The following is a 20,883-nucleotide window of genomic DNA, read 5'->3' on the forward strand; positions in this document are numbered from 1 at the left end:
GGTTTAAATCACTGCGGATTCGAATTTGCTACCTCTTTTTATAGGATACTCTATCGCTATCATTGCCGCGTCTTTGCTCGGCGGATATTTGCCGGCAAAGGTTACCATGACGCATACGCGCATCCAGACGGTGATGAGTTTTGTTGCGGGTTTCATTCTGGGGATTGCCCTGTATCATCTCGTGCCACACGGTCTGGTATGGATTCCCGGGCCAGGTGCTGTCGAAAAAGCCATGGGATTGATGGTGTTTGGCATCGTACTGATGGTTCTGTTGCTGCGTATCTTTCACTTTCACCAGCACGATTTCAGCGATGAGGCAGGTGATTTTCTCCATGAGCATACCAGTCCCGAAAGCAGGGTGATCGGCATTGCTCTGGGGCTGGGGCTGCATACGGTGACCGAGGGCATCGCTTTGGGCACCAGCATCCGGGTTGGTGAACTGCATGAAGGCGAAGCTGGTTTAGCAGGACTCGGAGTGTTTCTTGCGATTCTTTTCCACAAGCCACTCGACGCGTTCTCTATTATCGGTTTGTTGCAGGCCGCGGGTCATAGCCTCCGTGCTCGTATAGCAGTTAATATCGGATTCGCCCTGCTCTGTCCGGTGGTGGCTTTACTGACTTTTTGGGGGATTGGTCTTTTGGGGCATTGGGAGGAACAGGTGATCGGGTATGTGCTGGTCTTTGCAGCCGGCGCGTTTCTGTGTATTTCCCTGAGCGATCTGCTACCGGAAATCCATTTTCACAGTCACGACCGAGTTAAGCTCACTGTGTGCTTTCTCGTAGGGATCGCTCTCGCGTATGGGCTGTATTTTATCGAGTCCGGAGCTATGCACGGGTCGGAGACGCACGAAATGCATTGACGCTGAGGAATGTTAAAAAAAGAAAAGGCGGTCCATTACGCGGTGGATCGCCTTTTTGCTAATCCATAAAGGAGACGTTATGGGATCAATAAAGGCAGCAGTAGTGGGGCTTGGGTTGGGCCAGCATTTTGTTCGTGGGCTGGTTGGGCATTCGGATGTAGATAGGGTTGTCCTGGTAGATCTGGACGCCGATCAAGCCGAAATGGTTCGCAGGGAGCACGACAAGGTGGATGCCGTCTATGAGATGATTGAGGTTATGCTCGAAAAGGAGCGTCCCGACGCGGTGTGTGTCGTGACGCCTGACCATCTTCATCGGCCACATTCAACGGCCTGCTTTGAGGCTGGATCCCATGTGTTGCAGACAAAACCGCTTGCGACGAATCTCGAGGATGCGCGGGCAATTTTGGCTGCGGCGAAGGCGACGGGAAAGAAAGTGATGGTAGCGCACGAGCGCAGGTTCCGGCCACGTTTCAAGCGAATCAAAGCGATTCTCGATGCTGGCGAAGTGGGCGATTTGATTCACCTCCGTATCGATGCGGTCCAGGACAAGCGTGGGCAATTTGCGCGTTCGCCGTGGTATGCGTCGGTAGAGGCGGGTCGGAGCGCGTTGAACGGTTCGGGCATTCACGAAGTGGATCTTGCGCGACATTTCGCAGGACGACCTGTGGAGTCTGTCTGTGCTTTCGCCAATCGGCTCGGCAATCTGGAGTTCCCGAGAGATAAGACAACATCCGCCCTGTTTCAGTTCGCAGGTGGCGTCGTGGGGCAGGTTACGGTGACCTACGAGGCGCGCTGGCCGCGTTCGAATTTTCTCGATGATATGTTCCGAGTGGTTGCTTCTGAAGGCATGATTGTGGGAACGCATGTCTATCGCGAAGGAGCAGAGGAGTGGGAAGATTTAAGCGGTTTGGACAACAGTACAGCGTCGGGGATCACGGGGGCCGTTTGCGCGTTTGTCGATTCGGTTGTGAATGATGCACCGATCGCGGTGACCGGTGAAGATGCCTTCGACTCACTCGCGGCGGCATGTGCGGCCGATACATCGGCCGCACGGGGCGAGATGGTGCGTCCAGAAACGCTGGATTGACGTCATGCCCGCCACAATCTGGGGACCCTGACGGGTGTTTCCGTTACCGGCCAGTATTCGGGTGGCGCATCTTCCCAATGGGGTACGGTGCGCGCGTCTCGATCAAAAATGATTTGTCCATTGCGAATTGTGAGCCGACAGATCAGGCGTTGGTCGGTGTCTATTCGCGTATAGCCGCAGTCCTGAAATGAGTAGTTTCCAGTTTCGAGGGCCAATACTGCGATGTCCGCTTCTGCTCCCACTGATAGTGTGCCCAATTCCGGATGTCCGATGGCTCGCGCTGGCGTCGCGGTTGATCTATAAATGACGTCTTCGAGGGTCATGCCCATTGCCAGACATTTTGACATGGTGTCTTGCATGCTGAATACGGTACCAGAGATATTACCCATGTGCAGGTCTGTGCTGATGGAGTCGGGGGCAAATCCATTGGCAATGGCTCGCGCGCCGTTTCGATACCAGAAGCTCGCAGCGCCATGCCCCAGGTCAAACCAGATTCCGCGTTGTCTGGCTTCAAACATATACGGTTCGACGTTTCCGTTGTTATCTACTACGGGGAATTGCCGCGCATAAACATGGGTGTGAATATCACCTGGGCGGAGTTTTTCGAGAATCAGCGTGGGGTAGGGGCGCTCGGGCCGCGGCCAAAAATCGACCATGACGGGCATGCTGCATCCATCGCCCGCTTCGACTGCTTTTTCCACCGATTCCCAGGGTGGGTGCATGTCGTCAAAGGGCGCGCTTGTCCAGTAATGCGCTGTTTTGATGCCGACGACTACTTCGCTGTGTTCGAGGGCGGCTCGTGCGGCACCATCTACGTCAAAAGTTTGGATGTCCTGCTCGGGTGCGCCCATACCGGGTGCAGAAATATTTATATAGGCCAGGACCCGCGTTTTTGCATGTTCCATGACGGTTTGGCGAAAGTGCGCGATTTCCTCGCATCCCGCGGTTCCCGTATCTACGCATGTTGTTACGCCAGAATGTGGGAAATGTGCGTCTGGATTCAGGCTTGAACTGAAGAGACCCTCTCCTAATGCACGGGTGAAGTAGGCGTGGATATGTATATCGATCAATCCGGGCGTTACTATCAGATCTGATACATCTACCACCTGGTCCGCTTCTTCTGCGGCGATATCTGCTTCTACCTTTGTAATTTTCCCATTTGCAATTCCCACATCGCATAATCCATTTACCTTATTGGCAGGATCAATCACTTGTCCGCCTTTTAACAGCAGGTCGAATTTACCTTCGGCCATGACTTACCTCCAATTGCGTTTTTCGGATATTCATCTACTTGAGTATTATGCATCATAATCGTATATTCAACAAGAGTCGTGTCAACTGACCAATATATGAAAATTTTTGGGAATTAAACCATTGATTGCCAATACCAAAAGATGTGTTCGTGGTTTCTCTATTTGTTGGTGTATTTTCTTTTTTACGACGTGCAACCAGACGCCGCCTCTTCCAGGTGCGGATTCACCCGCTTCTGAATCTGCGCTTCCGTCCAGCTATACCTATACTGTTGTCAATACCTATTTACACGATCCCAATGCTTTTACGCAAGGTTTGGTTTTTGAAGATGGTTTTTTTTATGAAGGTACCGGACAATACGGCGCTTCAATGATTCGCAGGGTTATGCCTGCCACAGGCGCAGTTTTGGCGCAGAAAAGCATTGCTCCCAATTTTTTTGGCGAGGGTGTCGCGATTTTTGGTGATCGCCTGTATCAACTTACGTGGAAGTCGGGTATATGTTTTGTGTACGATAAGAACACATTTGAGTTACAGGCCCAATTTGCATATTCTACGGAGGGTTGGGGGCTTACTCACGATGGCGAAAAGCTGATTATGAGTGATGGTACGAATATTATTTATTTTCGGGATCCGAATACATTTAGAGAAGTTGGGCGTATTGAAGTGACCGATAGTACGGGTCCTGTTCATTATCTCAACGAGCTTGAATATATTAAGGGACAGATTTTTGCCAATGTCTGGCAAACCGATCGCATTGCCCGCATCGATCCCAAAAGTGGTAGGATTACGGGATGGATCAATCTCGCGGGTATTCTCTCTCAAGCCGATCGCTTGCACCACCGCGTTGGTGTGCTCAATGGCATTGCTTATGACGCTGCGACTGACCGCATTTTCGTTACGGGCAAGTGGTGGCCCAAGTTGTTTGAAATTAAACTCGTGCAGTAATAGTAAAGGCTGGGGGAGAGAGGAGGAGGGTATGATGTAATCTGTTTGAAGTGTGTGATTGGGACATAGTTTAAAATAACTTCTAAAATCCAATGAAAGGAAAAACTAATGCGGAAACTGCGGTTCTACACCTGTTTGGCGCAGGTTTTGATCTTTGCAAGCCTATCCATTTTGTTTCTAATTCAACCCCTTCAGAGCGCGTTACAATCGGGCTTCAATCCGGATTTTGATGGAAGCGGTGTTGTCGATTTTCCCGACTTTTTGCAATTTGTAGATAAGTTTGGATTCAGTCGTGGTGATTCGGGATACGAATCCAGGTACGATCTGAATGGCGATGGCGAGATTGCTTTTGACGATTTTCTGTTATTTGTCGAGCATTTTGGTAAAGCGGTGTTTAGAGACACAGAAGATATTTTGCGTCCAATAGGGGAATTAAAACCCTATTCTCTCTCCCCCATTGTTTCGATTGATGAGGTTCGTAATATGCCTGTGGGCACGCCCGTATTCATGCGGACCGAATTTGCCAATGGACAGCTTGCAGATCTCGAAATGACGTTCATTCAGGTGGTTGACGATTTTTTGCCACCAATGCCTGTTTATATGGTTGAAGCTTCCGATCCTGTTTTGATACAACTCGGAGGTATTGCCCAGGGTATGAGTGGTTCTCCCATTTTCACTGAGCAAGGTACATGGGGTGCTATTGCTTATGGTTTTTCTTCTCAAGATAGCCCGCCGTATTATTTTTTTGTAACGCCGATAGAATGGGTGATTGGCAAAAAGGGCGCGATTCCATTGACTAAACTCACAACCACCTGGGAGGGGAACGGTATTAAACCTCTGACTATTCCCCTGCTGGGCACGGGATTCAATCCTGCATACCAGCTATCTGATTCGCCCTTTCAAGGTGAGTTGACGCCAGCGGGGCGAGCCGCACAAAGTCAGGATAGTTTTGAGGCGGGTAGGCCCCTGGCGGTTGGTTTGATGCTGGGTGAGGTTACGTTCGGTGCTTTGGGGACCATATCATACGTCGATGGCAATCGGATATATGGTTTTGGGCATTCGATGGACGATTTGGGTGCGGTCGAACTGCCTATTATAGAAGCAGTGGTGCTCGGTCAAATATCCAATCTAAGAGCGCCGTTTAAGTTTGCAACGGTGAATCCAACGGTGCGGGGGACGCTGACTGAGGACCGTTTGCCTGCGGTTCGCGGTGTGCTTGGCGAGGGGCCAGCATTGATACCTGTCAAGAGCATCTATACGTTTTCTTCAGGGCATGTGCTTGAGCTTACGCACAGGGTAGCGGTTGGTCTTGACCCCTTCGAGACAGCCGATCTCGTTGCGGGGGCTTTGTTCTGGCCTTTGGTTAGCCGAGTTGAAAATGAGCCGAATCACAGTGTGCGCATCAGGACGGATATTTCTTTTGTGGAGACAGATTCAATACTGGCTCGCTCTCGGCTTTATGTAGAGCCAGAAGGACGGCTTTGGTCTTTGGCTGACAATGCTTCTGCTGACCTGAGAAGGATGCTCTCGCAACTCATGACAAGAAATGATTACGCCGTGCAGATGCGCGAGGCAGAGATTCATGTTGATATATTGTCCGAATCTCGTTTTGCAAAAATCGTAGGCGTTGCTGCGGATACGGTTGTCAGTGCCGGGAGTACGTTGTCTGTTGCGACTTCGCTGCGCGTGGGGCGGCGTGAGGACCGGGAAATCGAGATGGCATTTAGCATACCCGATACGCTTCCCGCAGGTATTTATGAACTCGAAGTGGGTTCTGCAGCGACATTAGGGCCAGATTCCGCTGGAGACGGTGGCGGTCCTTTTGGGTTTTTTGATCCTTTTGGGCGTGATGAAACGCTCGAAGATTTTTTTGTTCGCGTGAATGGGATAGATGAAAATGTTATCTTAAAGGCGCGTTTGACATTTGTTATGCCATTTGAGGAAAGCGCGTCGCCTGACAATTCACCAGACTCCCCGCCGCGTGGTCCTCGTCGTATTGAGAACACGGCGCCACCTGTTTCTATGGAGAAAGATGTCGATTTATTTTTGGAAGGTTTTGAAACGCTTCAGATACACGTGATGGGGAATTAACAATACTCAGGAGTTGCCCATGAAATGGACTGACGAACAACTCGCACAATACGGTGAACAGGGTTATCTCTTTATGCCCGGTTTGCTTTCATCCGATGAGGTTGATGCACTCAATGGCGATGTTCCGCTTTTGCTCAGTGGAGAGAATGACGGGTTGCATCGGGAACGGGAACGCGGCGGTGCTGTGCGTCAGGTTTATCTCGCCCATCGGAGTGTTGACGCTTTTCAGGAGCTTATCAGTCACCCGAAAATCCTGCATCCCGTTCGACAGGTTCTCAAAGATGATGTGTATATCTGGCACTCGAAACTCAATGTCAAGGATGCGTTTGAAGGCACGGTCTGGCTGTGGCACCAGGACTATGGGTACTGGATGTGGGATGGGGTTGATCCGCGTCTCGTTTCCGCTATGGTTTTTCTGGATCGGGCTACGCTCAATAACGGCTGTTTGATGGTGGTATCGGGGTCTCATAAATGGGGGCGTCAAGAGCACTATGCGGATACGGTTACGACGAGCTATAAGCAGTGGTGTATTGATACAGGTACCCTGAAAGAAAAAATTTGTGAGGAAGATATTGAGCATATTACGGGAAAGCCGGGCGATGTGCTGTTTTTTGATTGCAATATTGTGCATGGCTCTGGCCACAATATGTCGCCGTTGCCTCGCAAGACATTTATTATCGCGTACAATGCCATATCCAATACACCCCGTGCGGTGGATAATCCCCGACCCGATTGGGTGGTGGCGCGTGCGTTTGATATTGTTTGACTTGACATTGAAAAGGAAGTAATCTATTCTCCTGACCATCACATAGGAGGTTGCGATGTCTGCTACTACAACTGTTCCGCGTACCAATGGCAGGGCTAATGCGCTAACAAAAATGACGATTGTAGATTGCGATGTACATCATTCTTCGGGCAAGGGTGATGCGCTCTATCCGTATATGCCGCGCCACTTTGTCGAGTATATCAAAGATTTTGGTACGATGATGCCCCGGCTTGGGTACACCAATATGCCAGGAGGTGGGGCGCGAAAAGATCTGTGGGACGATCCAAAGGAAAATCCCGCCCATCAGCCACAGGTTTGTATTGAGAAGCACCTCGATGTTTATGATATAGATTACGCGATTCTCACGGGTGGGCCTTATGCAGCAGCTGTTCACAACAACCCGGATTACGCATCGGCTTATTGCAGTGCGTTTAACGATTGGACAAAAGACCACTGGATCAGTGCCGACCCGAGGTTTCGGGCTTCGATCCATATTTGCCCCGTAGATCCGCAACTTGCGGTCAAGGAAATCGATCGTCTGGGTCCCGACCCGGCTTTTGTGCAGGTTATGATGCCCGCGGGCGCCCGCATGCCTTTTGGCAACCGCCATTACCATCCCATTTACGAGGTCTGTGAGAGACACGGGTTGCCCGTTTCGGTTCATTTTGGGGCTGAAGGCGCAGGTCTTGCAGCACCGCCCACTGCTGCGGGATATCCCACCTATTATCTCGAGATGCGGATGGCGCGGCCCCAAATTGCACAGGCTCATGTCACCAGTCTCGTTGTGGAAGGCGTGTTTGAGAAATTCGAGAATTTCCACTTTATATTTGTCGAGATGGATACTTTCTGGCTGCCGGGTCTTATGTGGCACCTCGATCTCGATTGGCGCGCGTTGCGCGACTATACGCCTTGGGTCAAACGCCTGCCCAGCGAGTATATCCGCGAGCATATTCGCCTGGGTACGCAACCTATGCCCGATATACCCGGCGGAAAAGAAGATCTGGAGACGTATTTGCGCTGGATGCACGCCGAGGATACCCTTGTTTTTGCCAGTGATTATCCACATTGGGACTGGGATGAACCCGGTCACGTGCTTCGCAATATTGATCGCGATCTAAAGAAGCGTATTATGGGCGAGAATGCCGGCGAAATATTTGGGCTTTTCTGATGTCGAAACACAGGGTAGCGAAAATAGCGGATTTGCCCCCTGGCGAGCGCAAAATTGTGACGATTAATAAGCGGGAAATTGGCGTTCTCAATGTGGATGGCAATCTCTATGCTTTGCGCAATGTCTGCCCCCATCGCCTGGGTCCGCTCTGCAAGGGGCGCGTACGTCCATTGGTCGTTTGGGAGGGCGAAGAGGTGGGCGATGGGCGCTTTACCGATATCGGCCATGAACGCGAAAACGAAATTATCAAGTGTCCCTGGCACAACTGGGAGTTTGAGCTGAAGACCGGTAAGTCCATTACAGATGACGATTTGCGCGTGCGTACCTATCGCGTGGAGGTCGAGGATGATGATGTTGTGCTTTATCTGAGGTGAGATGTGAGGGGATGAGGGACTGACCACTTTTTAAAGAGATACTTTATGCAACTTACTTTTAGCACGACTGTTTGTCCCGATTTACTTTTGCCCGATGCGCTGAACGTTGCCACAGAAGCGGGCTTTAATCGCATTGAACTTTTTCGCACGTTTACCGAGAGTTCGCCGGTTCACGCGGATACATCGGTGCGTATGGTGCGCGAGCGTCTGGACAATGCGGGCGTTACGCTCACGGGCCTCAATATTCGCAATATTACGGGACGCAATTCCAGCACGGACGAACGCGATTTGAGATACAATATGCGCCAGGTCGAATGGGATATCCATCTTTCTCGCGCTCTGCGGCTACAGTGTGCCAATCTCAAAGGCGGTGATCGCACAGAGGAGGCGCGTGAAGATTTTATTACGGGTATTAATCATGTGCTTGAGCGCATCCCCAATTTTACGCTCAATATAGGCAATCACAAGGGGAATTTGTTCGAGAATATTGAAGATTATCAGGGTATTTTGCCCGAGCTTCCCGATCGCGCCAGGGTGCTGATGGATGCAGGCCATCTCCTTTCAGCAGGCGTTGATGTAAGGGCTTTTGCAGAAGCTTTTGCCGACCGCATTGGTCTTGTTCACCTGAGAGATCAAAAGGGTGAAATACCCGTACCTTTTGGCGAGGGCGATTTGCCTTTTGTAGATGTTATCGGTATTCTCAAGGGCGCGGGTTATGAGGGCGAACTCGTCATTGAGCTGGAAAAAGTCACCTGGGGTGAACCGGTTCAGGCCTGTGCTGCTGCGCGTGAATATGTCGAAAAAATCCTTTCCTGAATGAGCCTATGTCCCATGCACTGAGCAAACATCTGCTCGTCGATCTGTACGGTTGCCCCGCCGATCTGCTCAATGACGTCACTGCGCTTGAAACGGTTATGATTGAAGCCGCCCAACGCGCAGGTGCCACGGTTATCAATAGTATGTTTCATCACTTTTCGCCTTTTGGTGTATCGGGTGTTGTGGTCATTCAGGAGAGCCACCTGACCATCCACACCTGGCCGGAGCAGGGTTTTGCAGCGGTTGACCTTTTTACCTGTGGCACGCAGACAAAACCGCGGCGTGCTTTGACTCACTTAAAACGCGCACTCCAATCCACACGGATCGAAGTCCGACAATTCAGGCGTGGGCAAGGCGATTCATCGGCTGTAAAGACCGACCTTAACTTTAGGGGCTGATGGTGATTCGAACTTGTGAGATCAAAACAGCAAAACGCCCGTTGATTGGTGTACAACTGCGATAGCAGTTCATTTTGACGGGCGTTCTTTAGTTGCAGATCTCTAAATACAATGGAGGGCGTATGACCTCAGATCAAGCTACAGATATTCGATCCACACTTATTGCGATGTTTGAGGCTATTGAGAAAAAAGAAAATATCGCCGAGCATTTGCTCAAACTCGACGATATTCAGCGCAGCCTTGATCGCAATACGCCAGCACAACTCAGACATTTTCTCGAGCGCCGAAGTTATACCAAAGCACTCGAATATCTCAATACGGGCACTTTTATTGACGATCCCAACCGCCCCGACTGCGACGACCATCCCCATTAATTTTCAGGAGTTCAGCTATGTCTGTCACAACCCGCACGGATATCAAGGGCATTTCTCGTTTTCTATTTACCGAAGGCACAGATGCCGACCGTCTGCACTTACATGTTTCAGAAGTTGATCCAGGTCAGCGCGCTCACCCGCCACATCGGCACGATGGGTGGGAAATTTTCTACGTTATTAAAGGCAATGGTGAAGTTCTGTATGGCGACCAAACACATTCGGTCAATACGGGTGAAGCCATGCATCTCGAATGCAGTATTTTGCACGGGATAAAAAATATCGGCGATGACCCGCTTCAATACGCTGTGATTATTAGAAGATGAGTAGGGAATCAGTAGCGTTTTCGCAACACATCCATAATGTGTGCTGAGAGCGATTGCACGGTTTCGTCAAAATTTGCATTCTCAACGGTTATGATGCGATGGGCTTCGCCCACCTCTAAGATATGTTGCTGAATCTGTAAGATGGCATCGAGGTTTTCTACATAGTGGTGCGATGTTCTTTGCGTTGCTTTTTCACTGCGAAATTCAAAACGCTCGACATATTGCTTTTTGTCATCTAAGTACAAGGTCATCCAGATAAATGTTGCCTGATCTTTATAGGTGCTCAAATCGATCAAATCGGGCAGGAGATGTACCCCGTCAATTATCAGGTTGACATGCTCTTCAATGGCGCGCTCAATCATTGCTCGCACGCCAACGCCAACGCGAACAGCCTGTTCGCGAAATGCCTGCACTACTGGTGGATGCTCACCGGCCAACTCTGCGCCTGTATGTTGCCAGGCAGAGAATGAGGAGGTGTGCAATGCGGGCATTAGGTCGGGTGAGATCATCAATCGCATAATCTGCCGAATGGCATCGGTGGATGCGACGCGCGAAATTTTTAGCTGGTTGGCCAATGCCACTCCAACGGATGTTTTGCCCACTCCAGTTGCGCCGCTGATGAGAATGATGAGTGGCTTGTGCTGTCTATCCTTGCGAAATTGATACCAGGCCTCATAGCGCTCGGCATACTGAGACCCATAGCCGTTTTTTAAAATTTTTAGCGTGGTTTTAAAAATCTGTGATCGCTTAATTACCGTGCCTTGTGACCGCGAAAGTTGTTGCTCGACCTCTGAGGCAATCTGGTGTGTTAGGTCGTGATCCAGCCCAATGGCTTCGAGCGAATCGGCGAGCCGCTCCAGAGAAAATAGTGCCCTGTCTTCGCCTTCTTCGATAAAAATTTGCCGCGATGTGGGTTCCCAAAAAATGGCATCGCCAATTATCCGGTCACCAAATTCGCGCTGCACCTGTTTTCGCACCAGGTCGGCCATATCTTCGGCGTTTATGTCTTTCGCTTTTTGAAGTGACCTGCGGATGCCATCTGCGAATTTGTATGCTTCTTGAAATGCGAATCCATGCTCGATTAAATAGTGCGCCAGCATACCCCGCAAAAATGGAATCCTTTTTTTGCCATCAACAATTGTCGCCATGGCAGTCTCCCACAAAACGCAGTTTTTTCAAAAATAACTGCTCATACTCGAACTTAGCGAACCTTTTGTATGGTGTCAAGTCTCTGTATTACGGCTCGCTAAAGAGGCTGACAACCGATACTCAAAATGCGAGGAATTTATGTCTGTACAACCAAATGTATTGTTGATTTCGACAGATCACTGGCCAGCACATCTTTTGGGTTGTGCTGGTCATCCTGTTATTCAGACGCCGACGCTGGATGAATTGGCGCGAAGTGGCGTGCGTTTTTCCAATTGTTATGCCGAATGTCCGGTGTGTATTCCGGCGCGGCGCACGTTGATGACGGGTACCACGCCGCGAACCCACGGGGATCGCGTGTTTAAAGAGACACTCGAAATGCCCGATATGCCAACTCTGGCACAGACCTTTCGCGATGCGGGATATCAGGCGTATGCCGTGGGCAAGTTGCATGTGTTTCCGCAGCGGGATCGCATTGGGTTTGACGATGTGATTTTAGATGAAGAGGGACGCACGCAGTACGGGGTTCTCGACGATTACGAGCTGTTTTTAGGCGATCAGGGCTATGCGGGCGAGCACTTTAATCACGGTATGAGCAATAACGAGTATAGTGTGGCACCCTGGCATTTGTCTGACGAAACCCATGCGACGAATTGGGCGACTCAAAATATGGCGAGATTTATTAAAAGGCGAGATCCCACGCGTCCATCGTTCTGGTTTATTTCCTATCGGCATCCACATCCACCGATTGTGCCGTTGCAGAAGTACCTGGATTTTTATCGGGATATGGAGATGGATACGCCGTTTATGGGCGATTGGGTTCGGTCTGGAGGTCTTCCCTATAGTCTCCAATCGATGACTGCGCGAGGAGATAAGCACAGTGCGGTTCAAATCGAGATGGCGCGGCGTGCGTTTTATGCCCTGTGTACCCATATTGACCACAGCCTGCGCGTGTTGATCGGCACGCTGAGGGAGGAGGGCTTGCTCGATAATACGGTTATTTGTTTTACGTCGGATCACGGCGATATGTTGGGCAATCACAATATGTTGGCGAAGCGGCTTTTCTACGAGGGTTCAGCCAATATTCCAATGATTTTGCTCGGTACTGCTGGCGATGAGCGGGTCGGGTTCAATCGCGTGGATGATCGCCTGGTGGGGTGGCAAGATGTGATGCCCACGTTGTTGGATCTGGCGGGGATAGATATTCCCGATACTGTGGAGGGAATGTCGATGGTTGGCGAGCAAGAGCGGGATTGGTTTTACGGCGAGGTTGGCGAAGATGCCCATGCGACGCGGATGATTTGCGATGGCCGCTACAAGTTGATTTACTATTCTGTGGGAAATTGTCGGCAGCTTTTTGATCTGGAAAACGATCCCTGTGAACTCGTGGATTTGTCGTCCGATCCGCGACACGCCGAGGCCCTGACGCGGTTGACAGCGCTCTTGATTGGCGCGCTTTACGGCGAGGATGAAGAATGGGTTGAGAATGGACAGTTGGTGGGTCTGCCAGACCAGCCATATCACTCCGGTCCCAACCGGGGGCTGACCAGCCAGCGCGGACAGCACTGGCCTCCGCCACCAAAATCCGATATGCCTCAGATTCAATGGCATGCATGAGAAGGAGGAATTATGCCATCGCGATTGTTTAATTCACATCCAGATCACGGGATTCGCGTGCCAGGTGAGGTGATAGAAGCTTATGTGCGTGCGCTCTTTCTCGCTGTGGGTACGTCCGAAGAACACGCGCAGCATATGGCGGTTACGTTGACGGCAAATGATTTGCGCTGTGTGTTCAGTCACGGTACGCGGCAGGTGCGCGACTATATATTGCAAATGAAGAATGGGCATACCAATCCGCGGCCCAATGTGACGGTGGTGTCCGAATCAGAGGCGACGGCTATACTGGATGGGGATGGTGGGTTGGGGTATTTCCCATCGCATCGGGGAACGGAGATGGCGATTGAAAAGGCGTTAAAAGTGGGTGTGAGTACTGTGACGACGCGCAATCACTTCCACTTTGGGGCAGCGGGCAATTATTCCCGTATGGCGCTTGCCAGCGATTGTATTGGGATGGCGCTGTCTTCGCATCGCTATCGCCCGCGTCCAGATGCGACGGTTATGAGTGCGTCGGGCGGGTCGCCGATTAGTATTGCCGTGCCCACTGGTGAACAGCCTCCTCTGGTTATGGATATGGCGGCGAACTTTATTCCATATAGTGAAGAATCATTCGAGGAGTTTCCCGCGGCAGTTTTTAAGGGGTTGGGATTGGCGGCTGTGCTACAGGCGATGGGGGGGATTTTGGCTGGTATCTGGAATGAGGGGTATGAGTTTACAGGTGAAGGCAAAGGTGCAACACCACATCAAGGTGCGTTTATTGCGGTGTTTGATGTGAGGCGATTTGCCGATGTGGAGATGTTTAAGCGGGAGATGGATCGCTATGTCGGCGAGGCGCGCGCCACAAAACCTCTGCCGGGGCACGATCGCGCCGAGTTGGCCGGCGGCATGGAATGGCAATGGGAAAAAGAACACCGAGAGATCGGTATTCCCATGACTGATGATCACCGCGATCTGCTGGAGAAAGTGGGCGATGGTGTCGGGGTTTCGTCACCGTTTGGCGGATTTGAAGGGTCGCGGTTTTAAAAAATAAAAGCACGAATAGACGAATAGACGAACCCCGCTCCACCACCCAAAGTCATTACGAGCTTCGATTCGTAGATTCGTAGATTCGTACAAAGGAGCAACGGATGAGCGATAGACCGAATATTCTTTTTCTTTTTGCCGATCAGATGCACGCTTTTGCGATGGGGTGTATGGGTACGGAGGATATTCATACGCCGAATCTGGATAAGTTGGCGCGAGAAGGGGTTTTGTTTCGCAATTGTTATTCCAATGCGCCGGTTTGTACGCCGTTTCGCGCGACGCTGATTTCGGGGCAGTATGGATCGCAGACAGATACGTTGCGCAATGGGCGGTATATTCCCGAGGGGACGCGCACACTGGCGGGTGCGCTTAATGATGCGGGGTATCGAACCGGTTGGGTGGGCAAGTGGCATTTGGGCGCAACGGGTAATGTGTGGATACCACCTGAGTTGCGGGCGGATTTTACGGAGTTTATCGGGTATCAGTGTTATAACGATTTTTTGCACAGTGTGAAATTTTACGATGAGGCGGGTGATGAGCATTGGTACGATCATCACAGAACAGATGTGACGAGTGATATTGCGATTGAGCGCATGGAGAAGATGGCGGAAGACGCGCCTTTCGCGCTGTTTGTGTCCTATCAGAATCCGCACTATCCCGAGCAACCGGGGTACGAATACGACGAGATGTATTGGGGCGTGACTCTTGCGCGACGTCCAAATTGCGTGGAGGTTGATCCCTATACGAGGACACACAGTCCGCCGAGTCCCAAACCGCAGGAGAATGATCCGATTTATCAGCGCTATGGCAATGATCTCGATGAATATCTGCGCGCGTATTACGCGATGGTGACGCAGTTGGATGCAAATGTGGGGCGGATGATGGATGCGCTGGATCGCATGGGGTTGCGGGATAATACGGTGGTGATGTTTACGTCGGATCACGGGGATTTGCAGGGTAGCCACGGAGAGACGAATAAGGGTAAGGCGTGGGAGGAGTCGAGTCGCATTCCCCTGATTGTTCGCGCTCCGGGGGGCGCGGCAGGTGCGGTGGTGGATGATCTGGTGTCTGGTGTGGATTTTTTTGCGACGTGTGTAGATTATGCGGGGCAACCTTCCGTTCCTTCGGTTGAGGGCGATAGTTTCGCGCCTGTGGTGAGCGATCCTTCGCATACCTTAGACCGACCGGTGTTTTCAGAGATGCAGCCCTGGTGTATGGTGCGTGAAGGAGCGTTTAAGCTGGTGGTGGAGAAAGAGGGTTTTGAGGCAACACATCTGTTCGATTTGGAAAGTGATCCCTATGAGATGAATAATCTGTTGGGCGATCCCGCAAATGCCGAGAAACAGGCGCATTTGTACGATGTGTTGCAAAATTGGTACAGGCGCGTGAAGAGGTGATTGGGGAGCGTGGTGGGGATGGTGGGAAAAGCAAATGGAGGACCGGCGTGGAGAGATCAAATAGTAAAGGTCCAGATTTGAAATTCTGGGAGTACTTTTCGACCTACAAATACACTATTCTCGCCCTTTCAGTGGTTTTTCTTTTTTTTGCAATGCCATTGTTAGACCGCGCAGGACAGGATTTTGCACGGTTTCTCTTCTTAATGCTCCTGGCCACAGTGCTCTGGACTTTAGGCCTTCCCAGATGGTTATTGACGTTGTGTTTGGTGCCCGGACTTATGGGATTTGGCTTTCATTTACTTATCCACAATATTGATCTCTCTGGGGCAGTATTCAGAGTGTTTGAGATGGCAAAAATGGGTACTTATACCCTGTTTTACGGGATATGCCTTTTGATCTTTTTGCACCGGATTTTCTCTGAGACGACGGTTACTATAGATTCTATTCAAGGGGGAATAGCCATTTATTTTTTAAGCGGCGTGTTGTGGGCATTTCTTTATCAAACTCTGTTATTATTTGATCCAGATGCGATTTTGTTTTCGGATCACGTCCTGGGTGCGTTTTCAGATCTAATTTATTTTTCTTTTATAACAATGACCACTCTGGGCTATGGGGATATAATGCCTATAAGCCGGATGGCGAAAAATCTGGCTGTTTTGGAAGCTGTTTGGGGACAAACCTATTTGGCGGTGCTGGTTGCTCGCCTGGTGGGGCTGCATTTAAGTGGCAGCGGTCGATTCAATTGAGGATGGTGTTTGGGCAAAAAAGTCGGGGATATCGACGGGTTCACCCAGAGACAGATTCATGAGCATGTCGTGCATGCAGAATGCGGATTCGTTTTGGGCGGGTGCAATGTGACGGTGTGTGCCATCGGGGAGTATTTCGCGCGATTTGACATTGTCGGCAAAGCATGTGCTGAGGAGTTCTGATTTTATTCGCGTAATCAAATCCGGATCTTCGATGGGGCAAAGCGTTTCTACGCGGCGGCGCAAATTTCGAGGCATCCAATCCGCACTGCCGATGTACACATCGGGATTCCCGTCATTTTCAAAGTAATAGACGCGGCTGTGTTCCAGAAAACGCCCGATGATGCTGCGTACTCTGATGTTGTCGCTTATACCGGGAACTCCCGCACGCAGACAGCATATACCGCGTACAATCAGGTCAATTTGCACACCGTTTTGCGATGCGCGATATAACGCGCGGATCACTTTGGGGTCTTGAAGTGAATTCATTTTCGCGACAATGCGGGCTGTGCGTCCTTTGCGTGCATGGTGGATTTCGCGGTCGATTTTTTGAAGGATGGAATCGAGCATGGTAGAGGGCGCAATGAGAAATTTGCTGACCTGGGGATGCGCAGATTGCGTGGTGAGCAGGTTGAAAACTTCCGCCACATCATTTGTGATGTCTTCGCGTGCTGTGAACAATCCCAGGTCCGTATAAAGCCGGGCTGTTGAGGGGTTGTAATTGCCCGTGCCGATGTGGGCATAGCGCCGCAGGCCATTGTTGGATTCGCGTCTGACCAGCAGGGAGAGTTTGCAATGCGTTTTAAGGCCCACAACCCCATATACGACACATACGCCCGCATCCTGAAGGCGCCGCGCCCATCGAATATTGGATGCTTCGTCAAATCGCGCTTTGAGTTCAACTACCACTGTGACTTCTTTGCCCGCCTCTGCTGCGCGAATCAGTGCATCGATAACGGGTGAATCTTCGCTGGTGCGATAGAGCGTCTGTTTGATGGCCAGTACATCGGGGTCGGTTGCTGCTGAATTGACGAACTGAACAACGGGTGTAAAGGCATCGTAGGGGTGGTGGAGCAGTATATCTTTTTGTTTGATCTGGTCGAAGAGGGTATCGACTTCCTCATACGTCTGGTCGGGCGGGTGATAGGGTGAATATTTCAAATCGGGTCTGGGGGTCGCGCTATAGAGTCCCATCAAACGGTTGAGATTCACTGGCCCGTTGACTTGATAGATCTGGTTGTCTTTGAGACTGTATGTCGATTGTAAGCGCTTGACAAGTGCCCGGCTGGCATCGGCTTCGATTTCGAGGCGGACCGTGTCGCCTTTGCGCCGATTTTGTAACTCGTCTTCAATGGCGAGTAACAAGTCGTCGATTGCTTCTTCGTCCAGGTAGAGATCGCTGTTTCGGGTGATGCGAAAAGCAGCCGAGTCGAGAATTTGATATCCCCGGAAAAGTTCGGGAATATGTGCCTGGACAATGTCGGCGAGGAAGACAAAGTCGATGCGCTGGCTGTCTTCTTCTCGGGGCAAGCGAATCAGACGCGGCAACAGGCGAGGAACCTGTACGACGCCGAGCAGTGTTTCACCTTCGCGGTTTTTGAGCAAGAGGGCGATGCAGAGGGCTTTGTTGATCAAGCGCGGCAATGGGTGTGCGGGGCTGATGGTGAGTGGGGTTAAAACCGGGTAGAGTTCTGCGTGGCAATAGTCGTCGAGGAAGGATTTTTCGCGATCTGAAAGCGTGCTGATGGTGCGAATGTGAACATCTGCATCGCGCAATGCTGGGAGGAGTTCGTCATTCCAGCAGGCGTATTGTTCATCGACCATGCGATGGGCTTCTTTTGATATGGCCGAAAATTGTTCTTCGGGCAAGAGGCCATCGGGTCCGTAATCGGAAATGCCCGCTTCTACTTGCTGGAGCAGTCCCGCTACGCGTACTTCAAAAAATTCGTCGAGGTTGTTGGCTACAATGCCCAGGAATTTGACCCGTTCCAGCAGGGGATTTTCAGGGGTACGGGCTTCTTGTAATACGCGCTGATTAAAACGCAGCCATGAAAGTTCTCTGTTAAAATAGAGACTGGTATCTCCGAGGTCCATAACACACTCCGGGGGAAGATGCGGCGGAATGGCGTTAAAGGTCCGGTAGTATAATGCGATTTGGGGCAGATTGTCAAATGAAAACAGCAATCCTTAAGGTCGGGTGGGCATAAATCCATCCGACCTTTTCTTTTGAGAAGAGAGTTAGTGGAAAGAATTCCTGAAGAAAGGATGAAATGGCGCATTTGTAACACAAATGTCACAATCTTGTGACCAAAGCGTGACCGTTTTGGAGGCGATTTGTAACACTGTAGCGATATCTTATCGCGGAGGACGTCGTTTATCCACCAATTCGGAGGGAGAGCACATGGGCATTTGTAAAGCAATTTGGGGAATACTGTTGTGTTTGGGGTTTGTTTTGGCGGGACAAGGTGAAGCTGTAGATACCAGGCTTCAGGGTGTTATGTTTGCCGATTATTATATCGTCAGAGGAAATGGAGAAGAAGAGAATGGCTTTCGGTTTCGACGCATTTATCTCACCCATGACCTGAAGTGGAGTGATGCTTTTTCTGGACGGGTTCGGCTGGAAGCCAGGGATGCGGGATTTAATAGTGAGAAAAAAATAGAACCTTTTGTAAAGCACGCGTATTTGCGCTATCGCAAAAATGGTCATGCGCTCTATATGGGGCTGTCGGGTACGCCAACATGGAACGTATCGGAGTCTGTTTGGGGTTATCGCTCGGTCGAGAAGACCCTCATGGATAGAAAAAAAGTTGCCTCTTCGGCTGATATAGGTATTGCATATCGCGCGCGATTGGATGAAGCGGGAAAGATGAATGCCCAGATTATGCTGGCCAATGGTAGCGGACAGCAGTCCGAGTCAGATCACTACAAGAAAGTTTACGGTCTGTTGCATTTTGAGCCTGGTACCCTGAATGTGACGACTTATGTAGATTGGGAAAAACGCGCAGGCAATCGAGATCGCACGACTTTTGCTACGTTTATCGGGTTAAAAAAGAAAAATTTCCACGGTGGTTTGGAAGCCTTTATGCAATGGCGCAACCATACCGCACAGATACGGGGGCTTTCACTGTTCGGCGCAGGACAGTTTAGCGAGAAGATAAAGGTGTTTGCTCGCAGCGATTTCTTTGATCCAGACAATAAGTCTGACGACGATGGGGAATATTGCTTTCTCGGAGGGCTTGACATTGAACCGGTAAAGGATATTCACATCATGCCCAATGTGATGGCCACAAATTTTCAGGCTCCAGATGTAGATATTGAGGTGATTCCCCGGCTGACGCTATATGTTAAGTTTTGAGTACAGGTTATCACATAAATGTCGTGTTTTTGTCACATGTGTAACGCGATGCAGGTTTATTTTTTGTATGCTATCACACTACCCAAGGGAGATTGAATGACCAGATTTATTTGTATGATCGCATGTGTGGCTGTTTTGACACAGGCTGCGGCTCAGGCACAGCAGGATTCGCCTGTTTCCGCGTATCAAAAAGTGAGTGGGATTTCCGGAAGTGCCAATAGCATTGGGTCAGATACGATGAATAATTTGATGACGCTGTGGCTGGAGGGGTTCCGCAAGTACTATCCCAATGTAACAATTCAGGTTGAGGGCAAGGGGTCGAGTACTGCGCCTCCCGCACTGATCGAAGGCACCGCGCAATTCGGGCCTATGTCGCGTCCGATGAAGGCTTCGGAAATTGACAAATTTGAAAAGCATTTTGGGTATCCACCAACATTGTTGCGCGCCTCGCTGGATGCACTGGCTATTTTTGTCAATAAGGACAACCCGATTAATGGGTTGACTTTGCAGCAGGTAGATGCGATTTTTTCGAAGACGCGACGCGGTGAGTATAAGGAAAATGTTACGAGGTGGGGGCAGTTGGGTTTGGGGGGCGATTGGAAAAATGCCGCATTCAGCCTTTACGGTCGCAATTCGGCGTCGGGTACTTATGGGTTTTTCAAAGATCACGCGTTGTTTAAGGGCGATTTTAAGGATGAAGTAAAAGAGCAACCGGGGTCTGCTTCGGTTGTGCAGGGTGTGGCCGAAGACAGGTACAGCATGGGTTATAGTGGCATTGGTTACAAGACCTCTGGCGTGCGTGTCGTACCTCTGGCGCTGGAAATTGGCGAACCCTTTAGAGAGGGTACGATAGAAAATGTGATAGATGGATCTTATCCTCTGGGGCGTTTTTTGTATTTGTACATCAACAAGGCACCCAATAAACCCCTCGATCCGCTCGTGAGAGAATTTTGTAAGTTCATTTTCTCCAAAGAAGGGCAAGAGATTGTGGTAAAAGATGGTTATATGCCCGTGCCCTATCAGGTGGTTAAAGAAGAACTCGAGAAGTTACAATTACCCACCCTGAACCCCTGACTCCCTGCGGTGAGACGTTAGAGAGCTACCCAGCCCCTATTTCTCCAGTCCCTGTTCTTTCACTTCTAACCTC

At 50.4% G+C, this 20,883-nt stretch carries 20 protein-coding genes; 17 read left to right on the forward strand and 3 right to left on the reverse strand.

Annotated features, from left to right (window positions below; translation table 11 throughout):
* The first annotated feature begins 25 nt into the window (after positions 1–25).
* On the forward strand, positions 26–859 hold the full coding sequence (locus tag OXH16_06975; protein ID MCY3681121.1) for a ZIP family metal transporter: 834 nt from the start codon (positions 26–28) through the stop codon (positions 857–859).
* A gap of 79 nt (positions 860–938) precedes the next feature.
* On the forward strand, positions 939–1,946 hold the full coding sequence (locus OXH16_06980) for a Gfo/Idh/MocA family oxidoreductase (protein ID MCY3681122.1): 1,008 nt from the start codon (positions 939–941) through the stop codon (positions 1,944–1,946).
* A gap of 2 nt (positions 1,947–1,948) precedes the next feature.
* Here the strand turns inward: OXH16_06980 and OXH16_06985 are convergent, their stop codons facing one another.
* Positions 1,949–3,199, reverse strand: a complete 1,251-nt coding sequence (locus OXH16_06985) for an amidohydrolase/deacetylase family metallohydrolase (GenBank protein MCY3681123.1) — start codon at positions 3,197–3,199, stop codon at positions 1,949–1,951.
* 106 nt (positions 3,200–3,305) lie between these two features.
* Here OXH16_06985 and OXH16_06990 point away from each other — a divergent pair, with 106 nt between their 5' ends.
* The 9 genes from OXH16_06990 (at position 3,306) to OXH16_07030 (ending at position 10,452) form a co-directional block, all read left to right on the forward strand.
* Positions 3,306–4,142 carry a glutaminyl-peptide cyclotransferase gene (locus OXH16_06990; GenBank protein MCY3681124.1) on the forward strand — a complete coding sequence of 279 codons (837 nt, stop codon included), beginning with the start codon at positions 3,306–3,308 and terminating at the stop codon, positions 4,140–4,142.
* Between the two features lie 108 nt (positions 4,143–4,250).
* Complete coding sequence (locus OXH16_06995; protein MCY3681125.1) at positions 4,251–6,233, forward strand: hypothetical protein; 1,983 nt, start codon at positions 4,251–4,253, stop codon at positions 6,231–6,233.
* 19 nt (positions 6,234–6,252) lie between these two features.
* Positions 6,253–6,999 carry a phytanoyl-CoA dioxygenase family protein gene (locus OXH16_07000; GenBank protein ID MCY3681126.1) on the forward strand — a complete coding sequence of 249 codons (747 nt, stop codon included), beginning with the start codon at positions 6,253–6,255 and terminating at the stop codon, positions 6,997–6,999.
* Positions 7,000–7,054: 55 nt separating this feature from the next.
* Complete coding sequence (locus OXH16_07005) at positions 7,055–8,167, forward strand: amidohydrolase family protein (GenBank protein MCY3681127.1); 1,113 nt, start codon at positions 7,055–7,057, stop codon at positions 8,165–8,167.
* Positions 8,167–8,541 (forward strand): Rieske (2Fe-2S) protein, encoded by a 375-nt coding sequence (locus tag OXH16_07010; protein ID MCY3681128.1) that lies wholly within the window; start codon positions 8,167–8,169, stop codon positions 8,539–8,541. The genes OXH16_07005 and OXH16_07010 overlap by 1 nt, the downstream gene beginning before the upstream one ends.
* A 45-nt stretch (positions 8,542–8,586) precedes the next feature.
* Positions 8,587–9,357: a sugar phosphate isomerase/epimerase gene (locus tag OXH16_07015; GenBank protein MCY3681129.1), complete on the forward strand. Its 771-nt coding sequence runs from the start codon at positions 8,587–8,589 to the stop codon at positions 9,355–9,357.
* A gap of 8 nt (positions 9,358–9,365) precedes the next feature.
* Positions 9,366–9,755: an adenosylmethionine decarboxylase gene (gene speD / locus OXH16_07020; protein ID MCY3681130.1), complete on the forward strand. Its 390-nt coding sequence runs from the start codon at positions 9,366–9,368 to the stop codon at positions 9,753–9,755.
* A 122-nt stretch (positions 9,756–9,877) separates the two neighbouring features.
* A complete protein-coding gene (locus OXH16_07025) occupies positions 9,878–10,129 on the forward strand; it encodes a hypothetical protein (protein ID MCY3681131.1) in 252 nt (83 codons plus the stop codon).
* Positions 10,130–10,146: 17 nt separating this feature from the next.
* Complete coding sequence (locus tag OXH16_07030) at positions 10,147–10,452, forward strand: cupin domain-containing protein (protein ID MCY3681132.1); 306 nt, start codon at positions 10,147–10,149, stop codon at positions 10,450–10,452.
* Positions 10,453–10,460: 8 nt separating this feature from the next.
* On the opposite strand, the gene OXH16_07035 is transcribed toward OXH16_07030, so the two are convergent.
* Positions 10,461–11,600 (reverse strand): hypothetical protein, encoded by a 1,140-nt coding sequence (locus tag OXH16_07035; GenBank protein MCY3681133.1) that lies wholly within the window; start codon positions 11,598–11,600, stop codon positions 10,461–10,463.
* 139 nt (positions 11,601–11,739) lie between these two features.
* Here OXH16_07035 and OXH16_07040 point away from each other — a divergent pair, with 139 nt between their 5' ends.
* From OXH16_07040 to OXH16_07055, 4 genes are all read left to right on the forward strand, one after another.
* The gene (locus OXH16_07040) at positions 11,740–13,215 is read left to right on the forward strand and encodes a sulfatase-like hydrolase/transferase (GenBank protein ID MCY3681134.1); all 1,476 of its coding nucleotides are present in this window, start codon (positions 11,740–11,742) and stop codon (positions 13,213–13,215) included.
* 12 nt (positions 13,216–13,227) lie between these two features.
* Positions 13,228–14,238 (forward strand): Ldh family oxidoreductase, encoded by a 1,011-nt coding sequence (locus tag OXH16_07045; protein MCY3681135.1) that lies wholly within the window; start codon positions 13,228–13,230, stop codon positions 14,236–14,238.
* A 104-nt stretch (positions 14,239–14,342) separates the two neighbouring features.
* Complete coding sequence (locus OXH16_07050) at positions 14,343–15,635, forward strand: sulfatase-like hydrolase/transferase (protein MCY3681136.1); 1,293 nt, start codon at positions 14,343–14,345, stop codon at positions 15,633–15,635.
* Between the two features lie 47 nt (positions 15,636–15,682).
* Positions 15,683–16,381 carry an ion channel gene (locus tag OXH16_07055; GenBank protein ID MCY3681137.1) on the forward strand — a complete coding sequence of 233 codons (699 nt, stop codon included), beginning with the start codon at positions 15,683–15,685 and terminating at the stop codon, positions 16,379–16,381.
* On the opposite strand, the gene ppk1 is transcribed toward OXH16_07055, so the two are convergent.
* Positions 16,355–18,475, reverse strand: coding sequence for a polyphosphate kinase 1 (gene ppk1, locus OXH16_07060; GenBank protein ID MCY3681138.1), 2,121 nt, complete (start codon positions 18,473–18,475; stop codon positions 16,355–16,357). The genes OXH16_07055 and ppk1 overlap by 27 nt on opposite strands.
* Positions 18,476–18,782: 307 nt before the next feature.
* On the opposite strand from ppk1, the gene OXH16_07065 reads away from it, so the two are divergent.
* Together OXH16_07065 and OXH16_07070 are read left to right on the forward strand one after the other, a co-directional pair.
* Positions 18,783–19,736, forward strand: coding sequence for a hypothetical protein (locus OXH16_07065; protein ID MCY3681139.1), 954 nt, complete (start codon positions 18,783–18,785; stop codon positions 19,734–19,736).
* A 96-nt stretch (positions 19,737–19,832) separates the two neighbouring features.
* On the forward strand, positions 19,833–20,810 hold the full coding sequence (locus OXH16_07070; protein ID MCY3681140.1) for a PstS family phosphate ABC transporter substrate-binding protein: 978 nt from the start codon (positions 19,833–19,835) through the stop codon (positions 20,808–20,810).
* Positions 20,811–20,883: the final 73 nt, after the last annotated feature.

This window comes from Gemmatimonadota bacterium (genome assembly GCA_026705765.1).
GTDB lineage: Bacteria > Latescibacterota > UBA2968 > UBA2968 > UBA2968 > VXRD01.